Source organism: Methanospirillum sp., assembly GCF_035406105.1.
Lineage (GTDB): Archaea > Halobacteriota > Methanomicrobia > Methanomicrobiales > Methanospirillaceae > Methanospirillum.
In genome coordinates, this window is record NZ_DAONKG010000061.1 from 1 (window position 1) to 11,707 (window position 11,707).

Annotated in this window: 7 protein-coding genes and 1 pseudogene; 6 read left to right on the top strand and 2 right to left on the bottom strand. The window is 46.3% G+C overall.

What is annotated here, in order from left to right:
• Positions 1 to 264, top strand: a pseudogene (locus tag PLA23_RS05230) (DNA-directed DNA polymerase); the annotation flags it as partial.
• Positions 265 to 271: 7 nt separating this feature from the next.
• On the top strand, positions 272 to 1,624 hold the full coding sequence (locus PLA23_RS05235; protein ID WP_324474292.1) for a cobyrinic acid a,c-diamide synthase CobB: 1,353 nt from the start codon (positions 272 to 274) through the stop codon (positions 1,622 to 1,624).
• Between the two features lie 5 nt (positions 1,625 to 1,629).
• Here PLA23_RS05235 and PLA23_RS05240 read toward each other — a convergent pair whose 3' ends face one another.
• Positions 1,630 to 3,255 (bottom strand): putative manganese-dependent inorganic diphosphatase, encoded by a 1,626-nt coding sequence (locus tag PLA23_RS05240; RefSeq protein WP_324328982.1) that lies wholly within the window; start codon positions 3,253 to 3,255, stop codon positions 1,630 to 1,632.
• 92 nt (positions 3,256 to 3,347) lie between these two features.
• Here PLA23_RS05240 and PLA23_RS05245 point away from each other — a divergent pair, with 92 nt between their 5' ends.
• The 4 genes from PLA23_RS05245 (at position 3,348) to uvrB (ending at position 10,530) form a co-directional block, all read left to right on the top strand.
• Positions 3,348 to 3,974: a hypothetical protein gene (locus tag PLA23_RS05245; RefSeq protein WP_324328981.1), complete on the top strand. Its 627-nt coding sequence runs from the start codon at positions 3,348 to 3,350 to the stop codon at positions 3,972 to 3,974.
• 186 nt (positions 3,975 to 4,160) lie between these two features.
• Positions 4,161 to 6,977, top strand: coding sequence for an excinuclease ABC subunit UvrA (gene uvrA, locus PLA23_RS05250; protein ID WP_324328979.1), 2,817 nt, complete (start codon positions 4,161 to 4,163; stop codon positions 6,975 to 6,977).
• Between the two features lie 59 nt (positions 6,978 to 7,036).
• A complete protein-coding gene (gene uvrC, locus PLA23_RS05255) occupies positions 7,037 to 8,596 on the top strand; it encodes an excinuclease ABC subunit UvrC (protein ID WP_324474293.1) in 1,560 nt (519 codons plus the stop codon).
• Complete coding sequence (gene uvrB, locus PLA23_RS05260) at positions 8,593 to 10,530, top strand: excinuclease ABC subunit UvrB (RefSeq protein WP_324474294.1); 1,938 nt, start codon at positions 8,593 to 8,595, stop codon at positions 10,528 to 10,530. The genes uvrC and uvrB overlap by 4 nt, the downstream gene beginning before the upstream one ends.
• Before the next feature lie 5 nt (positions 10,531 to 10,535).
• Here the strand turns inward: uvrB and PLA23_RS05265 are convergent.
• Positions 10,536 to 11,707: PKD domain-containing protein (locus PLA23_RS05265; protein WP_324474296.1), on the bottom strand; the 1,172-nt coding region annotated here is incomplete at its 5' end.

Below are 11,707 nucleotides of genomic sequence, written 5' to 3' on the forward strand. Positions count from 1 at the left end.
TACTCAAACACATATCTTGGTACGAATTTCGGAAAGGGAAGCAAACCAAAGAGAATCTACATTAAAACCGTGAACGGTAACTATCCTAAAACAGATGTGCTCTGTTTTGAATATGGTGACCAGGTGCCGGCAGCGTTTGTTCCTGACCTGGAACTCATGCTTGAAAAGACGATCAAGTCACCCATCTCCCGAATCCTTGAACCCATCGGATGGAGCTGGTCAGACGTGGATCCGAGCCGGACAACCCTGTCAGATTTCTTTTAGGAGAAACATGAAGGAGAATCAGGAGGGAGAGAATATCCGGTTTTCCATACCCCGAATAGTCATTGCCGAAATTCAGAGCGGGTGTGGAAAGACTACCATTACCCGTGGCTTGATGGCTGCTTTAAAAAAACGCGGTCTTGTTGTGCAGCCATATAAGATCGGTCCTGATTTTATCGATCCCAGTCATCATACCCGTATTTGCGGCAGGGTCTCCCGGAACCTGGATGTGATTATGGCCGGTGAGGAGGGGGTTTTGGAATCCCTTTACGCTGGATCTGCAGGTGCAGATATTGCTGTTATCGAAGGCGTAATGGGGATGTATGATGGCATGGACTCAGTATTTGGCAGTACTGCACATATCGCCAAACTCTTAAAAGCCCCTCTTCTCCTGGTAATCCCGGTTCATGGAATGGCAACAAGTGTTCATGCCATTGCATCAGGCTTTAAAAATTATGACCCTGATTCCACACTCGCTGGAGTGATCCTCAACAAAGTTGGAAGTCGCCGGCATGCAGATATTCTCAAAACCGGTGCAAAGATACCACAACTTGGATTTATACCGAAGGATTCCAGATTTCACACAGAAAGCCGACACCTCGGACTGGTAATGGGTGATGAAACAACAACTGATGAGCCGGTCGATATTATTGAAGAATCCTGTGATATTCCTGCAATCCTGAGCCTTGCATCCTCTGCTCCGCCACTTACTATCAGAATGCAGCATGCAGAACATCCTTCATACAGGGTGAAAATCGGGGTCGCCAGAGATCCGGCATTCTGCTTTTATTACCAGCATAATCTGGATATGCTTAAAAAATCAGGGGCTGCATTAATATATTTCAGCCCGATGCAGGATCACCTCCCTGATGTGGATGCCCTCTATCTAGGTGGGGGATACCCGGAACTTCATGCAGATATGCTTGAAAAAGGACCTGCACGTGATGAGATACGGGCTGCATGCGATGACGGACTTCCGATATATGGAGAGTGCGGAGGGCTTTTATACCTCACCAACGGTCTGTCAGGAGAGAGAACCTACCACTGGACCGGGGTTCTCCCGGGAACAAGCGAAATGGCACCCAGGTTTCAGGCTTTAGGGTATAGTGAGGGACAAACCACGGGCGGAACATCGCTTACCCCAAAAGGCATTGATGTAAGAGGGCATGAGTTTCATTACTCATTTGTTATACCTGACCGGGACGCTTCCTATGCTATCCATCTTACAAGAGGAAAAGGGATAATGAATGGATATGACGGGATGTATGTTCATGATACCGTCGGCTGTTATACCCATGGATGGTTTTCACAGCGCTTTACAGATACCATAATCAGGGCTGCACATTCCTGGAAACGGAGATAGGTATATCAGATTTGAATAACCTGTCTGAATCGCTGCCCAAACATAGGGAAGAAATCCTTTTTCCGTGACATTACTCCTTCAAGAATCACAGGCTGATGGAGATATCCAAGTTTTGATATCAGACCATGGTCACCTGAGGCAAACAGAAAACTTCTCTGTCCGATGACATCAGTCACCAGAACAATACTTATGTCATACCCATGACTGGTCTGATACCCGGTAAGGGCCTCCTGGATCTCTCGTGCATTCGACTCAGCAAAATCCCGTGATCCTGTCATGATCTGAGCAATAGATACCGACCGGTCATGAAGCGTGAAATCTTTGATATCCCGCACAATGAGTTCCTCTATAGGGACACCGTCAAGATTCATCCCTTTGTTGATAAGTTCACTCCCAAACTCTTCCGGCTTTATCCCGGCTATCTCTGCAAGGTATGCAACCGCCTCCCTATCACGGTCAGTTGTTGTTGACATCTTGAGCACAAGGGTATCAGACAGAATTCCGGCAAGCAGGATTGTAGCGATGGCTTTATCCGGTATCACCTGCTCTTCCCTGTACCGCATCGTAATGATTGTTGAGGTGGACCCAACCGGTTCATTCCTGAATCGTATTGGCTGAAGGGTTGCAATTGTTCCAAGTCGGTGATGATCGATGATCTCCAGAATTTCTGCGGTCTCAATTCCTTCTACAGCCTGGGCATATTCATTGTGATCAACCAGGATAACTGATTTGTGAACGTCTTCAAGGAACGAGTTTCTCGAGAGCATTCCGATAAAATGACCATCTTCATCCGTTACGCAGGCCGTCCGGTATGGTGAGTTTGATACAATCTGGGCCGCAGTAGTAACCAGATCATCCCGATGCAACGTCTCCGCATCGGTTGCCATAATCGTCTCAACCGGTCCTGATAAATGAAGAAGCCGCCCGACACTGAATGCATCCAGGGGAGTGGTCAGAAGCGTGACACCCATTTTTTTTGCACTCTCCCGTACCCGCTCACCGAGATGAGCACCTTCCGCAATAATTAAGGCGCATATACCCTCTGCAACCAGAGCAATCTGGGATGGTTCATTGTCACCGATGATCGCAACATCCTGCGGACCAAGCCGGGCGAGTGAGATATGGAGCGCATCAATAACAATCGATGCATTTCCATGAATCTCCTCATGTGCAGCATTGATTATTTCTGCCTGAAGGATTCTTGCAAGTGCTTTCAGGCTGATTGGTCCGACTTTGAGGGGAAGACTTGCATGGGGGCTTACGTACGCCCGTGCAAGACCATGTTCACTGACCAGCCCCAAAAACCGGTTCTCATTATCGACAATAGGAATATTTCTGATGTCGTATTCATCCATCAGCAACGCTACATCAATGGCCGGAATATTCATGGGGGCCGTTTGGGTATACAGAAACGGAATATCACCAACTGATGGTTCTACATTTTCGATGAGCACCGGAGCATCAAGGCCTGCAACTTCCAGTGCATACTGGGTTTCAGCATTCAGATCACCGCATCTGGCAGGTATATACTGCCCTGCATGTATCTGGCATAACAGCGAGGCATAGGCAACAGCACTTGCAATGCTGTCAGTATCTGGTTGCCGGTGGCCGATAATATAAACTGGCTGCATAGAATGTATACAGAGAATTGCGTGCTGACGTTAGATATCAATTACCGATCCTTTAAATTGTCATGGAAGAATAATCCTTACAAGGCGGAATCATGAACCTCAATGAAGAGATTGATATTACCAGGGTAACCGGAGTCATTCAGAAATTAATTGGATATATCGGCGCAGTTGCCCTCCTCATTGGTGGGATTGCGATGTATGTTGAACTTCCCGTCATCGGAAGAGTAACGTGCCTGTACTGCCCGACTTCATCAGGATACCTGTACATTATTCTTGCATTTGTAGCGGGCTTTCTTGTGTATGCTGAAAAAATTAAATTCTTATACCTGACTGGAGGTCTCGCTTTTATTCTTCTGGCATATGATGCATATTCTGCGACTACAATCGGGTATGCAGTCCAGAATCTTCTTTCCGGAGGTCTTGCTCCCTCGATGGGCGGACAGATGGACCCGGTATTGACCCAGATGATACAGAACACTGAACTGTCAATTCCTATTGCGTGGATTGTCATTGGACTTGGAGCTTTGTTGCTCGTACTGGCTCCCCAGATTGAAGGAAAAGAGGATACAAAGGCGCCATCAGATCCACGCGAGGCTCATCTTCAGGAACGAATTCAGGAGCTCGATAAAATTGTGAATATGTATAAGGACGGAGATATATCAAAGCAGGAGTTCAGTCGTCTCAAAGAAGAGATCCTGGGTACCATACAGAAAAAGTAATATTTTATTCCGTTCATCCGCCACAAACCTGAATCCCTACCCTTTTTTCGTGATATGGTCTTCTTTGCAAAGAGACAGATAAGCCATTTGAGGAATCGGGGCATACTGTATATGGTACAGAAACTTCTGAACAGATCGAATTCTCTCTCATAGAACGGTATTTTGAAATCGAACTCATTTCCTACCATGAAGAATATTACTATCAAAGGTGCACGAGAGCATAACCTGAAAAATATCTCTGTCACCATCCCCCGTGATCAGCTTGTTGTCATCACCGGTCTCTCAGGTTCAGGCAAATCAACCCTCGCATTTGACACGCTCTACGCAGAGGGTCAGCGGAGATATGTTGAATCACTCTCCTCATACGCCCGCCAGTTCCTTGGTCTCATGAATAAACCGGACGTGGACGCAATTGAGGGATTATCCCCGGCTATATCTATTGAGCAGAAATCAACCTCAAAAAACCCACGTTCAACAGTCGGAACTGTAACCGAGATCTACGATTATCTCCGGCTTTTGTATGCACGAATCGGTATTCCCTACTGTCCGGAACATAACCTTCCCATCATGGGCCAGTCCCCCGAACGAATTGCCGAACGGATAGAGGAAGAATGTGCCGGTCAGATAACCATCCTTGCTCCTCTTATCAGGAAAAAGAAAGGGACATATCAGCAACTCTTTAAGGATCTGAATAAGGAGGGATTTGCAAGGGTCAGGGTAGACGGGGAAATATACCGGACGGATGATGAGATAACACTTGAACGGTATAAGATGCATGACATCGATCTCGTGATTGACCGGCTCGATGTTTCTGATCACTCACGGCTTGTCGAAGCATGCGAACAGGCTGCTGCACGATCTGACGGACTTATTATCGTCACCTGCGAAGATGGTTCTGACCGGATGTATTCAGCCAAAATGGCCTGTCCGGTCTGTGGGATAACCTTTGAAGAATTACAGCCGCGGATGTTCTCTTTTAACAGTCCCTTTGGTGCCTGCCCGGATTGTAAAGGTCTGGGGTTCCGGATGGATTTTGATCCTGATCTCATTATCCCAGATAAGGAAAAATCAATTGCAGAGGGGGCAATTGCAACCTATAGGAATTTTCTGGACGGGTACCGGTCACAGTTAGTCGGAGCGGTCGCAAAACACTTTGGATTTTCTGTCAATACTCCGATAAAAGACCTGACCGAGAAGCAATTCAACGCCCTGATGTATGGATCACATGAGAAGATCTCATTCCATATGAGCTACCGGCAGGGTGAGGGAGAATGGTCACATAAGGGAACCTGGGAGGGGCTGCTTCCTCAGGCTGAGCGTCTGTATACGCAGACGAATTCTGAATACCGGAAACGAGAACTGGAGAAATTCATGCGAATCTCTCCATGTCAGGCCTGCAATGGAAAACGGCTGAAAGACAAGATTCTCGCCGTCCGGATCGCTGATAAAAACATTATCGATCTGACAGACCTCTCAATAACTGCGAGCATTGCATTCTTTACCACTCTGAAGCTGACAGAGAAGGAAGAGGAGATTGCACGTCAGATTCTTAAGGAGATTCTTGCACGGCTTACATTTCTTGAACGGGTCGGTCTTGGATACCTGACCCTGTCCCGGAGTGCCGGAACACTCTCCGGTGGTGAAGCACAACGGATTCGTCTTGCAACCCAGATAGGTGCCAATCTCATGGGAGTGCTCTATGTGCTTGATGAACCATCCATCGGACTGCACCAGCGGGATAACAACCGACTCATCGACACCCTCAGACAACTCCGGGATCTCGGTAACACTCTGATTGTTGTCGAACATGATGAGGATACCATACGGGCCGCGGACTGGGTGATTGATATGGGCCCTGGTGCAGGACTGAATGGCGGGGAGATAATTGCCGAAGGAACACCTCATGATATCGAACAGAATGAACGCTCACTAACCGGTGCGTACCTCTCCGGACGGATGCTGATAGAGGTACCGAAAAAACGACGAAAAAATGATCGGTATATCACCATAACCGGATGTCAGGAAAATAATCTGAAAAATATTACCGCGAAAATTCCGATAGGGACACTGACGCTCATCACCGGGGTGTCCGGATCCGGCAAATCATCTCTTATTTATGATACCCTCTATCCTGCATTGCAAAAGATGGTCTATCACTCCAGGGTAGAGGCAGGTAAGTATTCGACTGTGACCAGTGATGATCCTATTGATAAAGTCATTGTCATTGATCAGTCACCCATCGGCAGAACTCCACGTTCAAATCCTGCAACCTACACGAAGGTGTTTGATGAGATCCGAAACATTTTTGCAGAAACAAAAGAGGCAAAGATACGGGGGTACAAATCAGGCCGGTTCTCGTTTAACGTCAAGGGAGGCCGGTGCGAAGCCTGCCAGGGAGACGGGCTGATAAAAATCGAGATGAACTTTCTTCCTGATGTCTACATCGAATGTGAAGAGTGTAAGGGAACCAGATATAACCGGGAGACACTCGAAGTCAAATATAAAGACAAATCCATTGCTGATGTTCTGGCAATGAGTGTTGATGAGGCAATAGAACTTTTTTCAGCCATACCCAAAATCAGGAATAAATTACAGACCCTTGTAGATGTGGGACTTGGATACATCAAACTTGGGCAGAGTGCGACGACACTCTCCGGTGGTGAGGCACAACGTATCAAACTAACCAGGGAACTGTCGAAACGGGCGACCGGACAGACGGTGTACCTTCTTGATGAACCCACAACAGGACTTCATTTCCATGATGTCCGGAAACTGATTCAGGTATTTTCAGAACTTGTTGCAAAGGGAAACACCGTCATTGTCATTGAACACAATCTTGATGTGATCAAATCTGCAGATTACATCATCGATCTTGGTCCGGAGGGTGGAGATGCCGGTGGAGAGATCATTGCAACCGGAACACCGGAAGAGGTAGCGGCAAACCCTGCCAGTTATACAGGAATGTTCCTTGCCAAAATGCTTACCCAGAAAGAGAAGCATTAAAAGGCGGGGATAGATTTTCAAGCGATGATATTTACTTCAGGAATGGATAAGCAGGATCCGTGACAATCGATCTGACAAGCATCCCTGAAGATCCGGGATGTTACCAGTTTAAGGATGAAACCGGCACAATTCTGTATGTCGGGAAAGCCAGGAATCTTAAGAAACGGGTATCAAGTTATTTTCAGAAAAAAAGCAATAACCCTCGTCTGGATATCCTTGTCTCACGTATCAGGGACATTGATGTAATCGTTACTTCATCTGAGGTCGAAGCACTTATTCTAGAAAACAACCTGATTAAAAAACACCAGCCCAGATTTAACATCAATCTCAAAGATGCAAAAAGTTATGCATTCATTCATATCTCCAATGACCCGTTTCCCCGGATAGGAATCGCACGTGATCGGAAAGATAAAAAAAACGGGACACTTTATGGCCCTTTCGTCTCCGCAGCAGAGCGTGACCAGATACTCAGATTTGTAAAACAGACATTTCACCTCAGAACCTGTAAAAAGATGACAAAACGCGCCTGCCTTCGATCCCATCTTGGAACCTGCGCTGCTCCATGTATAGGGAAAATATCAGAGCCGGAGTATCAGTACCTCGTAAAAAGTGCAGATTACCTTCTCAAAGGAAAAAACCAGGATCTTATTACTGATCTTAAAAAGGAGATGACAAGACTTGCTGAACATGAGGAGTATGAAAAGGCACTCATCATCAGGGACCGGATAGCCGCGATAGAACATCTTTCCCAGCGACAGTATGTGCAGCGACAGACACGGTCAGATGAACATGTCATCAACTACCTTGTGTCAGGAGAAACAGTGTATCTCATTCTCTTTCATGTCGAACGCGGATCGCTTACCAGTAAAGAAGAGTTTGTTTTTCCGGAAACTGAAGAGTTCCTTGATGAGTTTATCCTTCAGTATTATTCAACAAATAAACCGCCCAATGAACTTATACTCCCTTCACTGCCCGGATCAGGTATATCTGAATACTTAACTCATATCAGAGGAACGCACGTGACACTGACTGTCCCGAAACAGGGAGAGAAAAAACACCTGCTTGATCTTGCCTCTAAAAACCTGGAAGTCTCCTTTTTTACCGGAAGGATAAGACTTGCAGAACTTGGTGAAGCGTTACACATGAAGACCCCACCGGACGTGATTGAATGTTTTGACATATCGCATCTCGGGGGAACCGGAACGGTTGCATCCATGGTCTTATTCAGGGATGGAAAGCCTGATAAAAAGAATTATCGCAGATACAAAATAAAAACAGAAAAACCATCCGACGATTATGCAGCAATTGCTGAAGTGGTACGACGTCGGTATTCCCGGCTTCTGCGGGAAAATGGTCCGATGCCGGATCTTATCGTGATCGATGGAGGACCTGGACAGGTGAAGAGTGCTCATACTGTCCTCCAGGAACTTCATCTTTCCATCCCCATAATTTCCATAGCAAAACGGGAAGAAGAGATCTATATTCCTGGCAGAAATACTCCGCTTTCAATTCAAAAAAAGAGCCCGGCATCACTCCTTATCCAGGAGATCAGGGATGAAGCTCACCGGTTTGCCATCACATATCAAAAGAAACTGAGACAACAGAGTATGAAAGAATGACACAATTTGAACTGGTTTCAACTTTTAAACCCACCGGATCACAACCAGAAGCGATCAGAAAACTCGTCGATGGTGCCAGAAAAGAAACATCATTTCAGACCTTACTAGGAGTGACTGGATCAGGGAAGACCTTTACGATGGCAAATGTCATCGAACAACTCCAGATACCAACCCTTGTTATTGCCCATAATAAAACACTGGCAGCACAGCTATATCATGAATTTCGTGACTTCTTTCCAAAGAACCGGGTTGAATACTTTGTTTCATATTATGATTATTATCAGCCCGAGTCATATATTCCTCAAAAGGACCAGTATATCGAGAAAGATGCACAGATAAATCCAAAAATTGAGATGATGCGCCTCTCGGCAACTGCTTCACTCTTAAGCCGGAATGATGTTATCGTCATTGCATCAGTATCCTGTATCTATGGTCTTGGCCGGCCTGATACGTATAAACGAATGGGTTTTGATCTTGGGATCGGCCAGAAGATAAGCAGACGGGAGATTATCAGCCGTCTGGTTGATAACCTGTATGAACGAAACGAAACAGAGATTGTACCCGGGCGGTTCAGGGTCAAAGGGGACATCATTGACCTGGTCCCAAGTTATTATACCAATATTATCAGGATCGAACTCTTCGGGGACGAAGTCGAACGGATCACCGAGATCAACCGGACCACTGGAAACCCGGTCGAGCGACTTCGGCATATCTATGTCTACCCGGCCAGTCATTATGTCATTGATGAGGCACAAAAAGAGCAGGCACTTATCGAGATAGAAAAGGAGATGAACGAGAGGCTTCCGTATCTTGGAATGTTAGAAGCTTACCGTCTTCGTCAGCGGACTCTCTATGATATCGAGATGATTCGAGAGACGGGATCCTGTAAAGGGATTGAAAATTATTCCCGGTTCTTTGACGGAAGAAAACCGGGCGAGAAACCATATTGCCTGCTGGACTATTTTCCAGAACGATTTTTAATGTTCATCGATGAGAGTCACCAGACCCTCCCCCAGATCAGGGCGATGTTCAATGGTGATCGATCGCGGAAAATCCCCCTTGTTGAGTATGGATTCCGCCTTCCATCTGCATTTGATAACCGGCCACTCAGGTTTTTTGAGTTCGAACAATACCTGAAGAATGTCATCTGTGTATCGGCAACACCTGGTGACTATGAACTTGAGCACTCAAACCAGATTGTCGAACAGATTATCAGACCAACAGGTCTTGTTGACCCGGTTGTAGAAGTCAGGCCAATCCAGGGACAGATGGAGAATATAAAATTCGAGATCCAAAGAACCATTGATCGGGGAGACCGTATCCTGATAACAACCCTCACCAAGCGGCTTGCAGAGGAACTCACCGAATATCTCCTGTCACATGGGATAAAAACCCGTTATCTTCACTCAGATATTGATACTCTGGAACGGACTGAGATCATCAGAGAACTAAGACTCGGAACCTTTGATGTTCTGGTTGGCATTAACCTGCTCAGAGAGGGACTTGATATTCCGGAAGTAGGGTTTATCGGGATACTGGATGCAGATAAGGAAGGATTTCTTCGGGATGCACGAAGCCTTATACAGATTATCGGACGTGCAGCCCGAAACTCTGATGCATTCGTTGTTTTGTATGCAGATACCATAACCGGATCCATGCAGAAAGCAATTGATGAGACAGAACGGAGAAGGTCTCTTCAGATTCAATATAATAATGAACACGGAATAACCCCAAAGACCATCCAGAAACCGGTCCGGGAACAGGTAATCGACCTGGGCAAAAAGAAAAAGGTCCCGAAATCAGCTCTGCCAAATCTTATTATCAATCTTGAATCACAGATGAAATCTGCTGCCCAGAGACTTGATTTTGAAGAAGCAATCCGTCTTCGGGATCAGATAGCTGCCCTTCGAAAAGAGATGGAAGAAGGACGATAAAATAGTTATTGGACGGTGATATATCCGTCTTTCGTTTTTACTGAACTTCCCTCATCACTAAAGACACTCAGGCTTACTGTGTAGTTCCCAGGTTCTGAATAGATATGAACCGGGTTCTGGTCATATGATTTGACGGTGTCACCAAAGTCCCAGAGCCATGAGGTCGGGAATCCCTGTGAGCGATCCTCAAACTGAACCGTGAGTGGCGGTTTTCCTGAAACCGGATGTGCGATAAAGTCTGCCTCCGGCTTTTGCAGAATGGTGATCGTCTCATAGGCATAATCCTTGGCGATAAACGGCTTTTCGACCTGATGCGTTACCTGGTACACACCGGGTGCATTATATACATGCGTTGTATTCTTTGATATGGCTCCTTTCGGTCCATCTCCAAAGACCCAGCCGTATGCGACGCCATCAGTGTTTAATGATGTATCAATAAACTCAATCTCCACACCTGGCGGAAGGATTCCGCCCTTGGATTTTGCGGTAAAACTCGCAATCGGATTCTTTGTGACCTCAATATAGTGCTCTTTTGTCTTGTTGACTCCCTCCTGAGCTGCTGCATTATATGCCGTCAGTGTCACTGTGTAATTCCCAACTTCTGCATAATAGTGGACCGGTTCACGGGTTGTGGTAATCTCACCATCACCAAAGTCCCACAGCCAGTCAGTTGGATTATTCCTGGTAAAGTCCTTGAAGGTCACCGGATACTTTGGTGGTACCCTGATCCGATCTGCCTCGAAATCTGGTTCCGGTGGGATAACAAAGACTGCATCAATCGTATGATTGCCCGTGATGTTGGTAAAGCAGTATTGATCATACACTCCAACCGAACTGTTGTCAACAATCACATCATATACGACATTTCCTTCATCAGGAGTGATGTTGAAGCACTGTGTACTGCCACAATTGACCGTCACAATACCATCGTCACCTGCCGGCTCAATCACTCCACCTTCACTCTGGTTCACCAGAATCTCATACGTTTTTATCTGGAACTCTGCATGGATGGTATGATCTTCGGTTACATTCTCGAAGGTGTAGGTGGAGATTGCACCCTGACTTTCACCATCGACGAGTACATCCTTAATGGTATAGCACCCGCCTGGCGTAATGGTAAATGTCTTTGACTCACCGATCGGAACAACCTGTGGCGTCGACGGATCAATTGTCCCAC

What these genes read in the sequence shown, in the direction of transcription:
- PLA23_RS05245 (WP_324328981.1), top strand. Translation starts at nt 3,348, where the DNA reads ATGAACCTCAATGAAGAGATTGATATTACCAGGGTAACCGGAGTCATT.
- PLA23_RS05240 (WP_324328982.1), bottom strand. Translation starts at nt 3,255, where the DNA reads ATGCAGCCAGTTTATATTATCGGCCACCGGCAACCAGATACTGACAGC.
- uvrB (WP_324474294.1), top strand. Translation starts at nt 8,593, where the DNA reads ATGACACAATTTGAACTGGTTTCAACTTTTAAACCCACCGGATCACAA.
- uvrA (WP_324328979.1), top strand. Translation starts at nt 4,161, where the DNA reads ATGAAGAATATTACTATCAAAGGTGCACGAGAGCATAACCTGAAAAAT.
- PLA23_RS05235 (WP_324474292.1), top strand. Translation starts at nt 272, where the DNA reads ATGAAGGAGAATCAGGAGGGAGAGAATATCCGGTTTTCCATACCCCGA.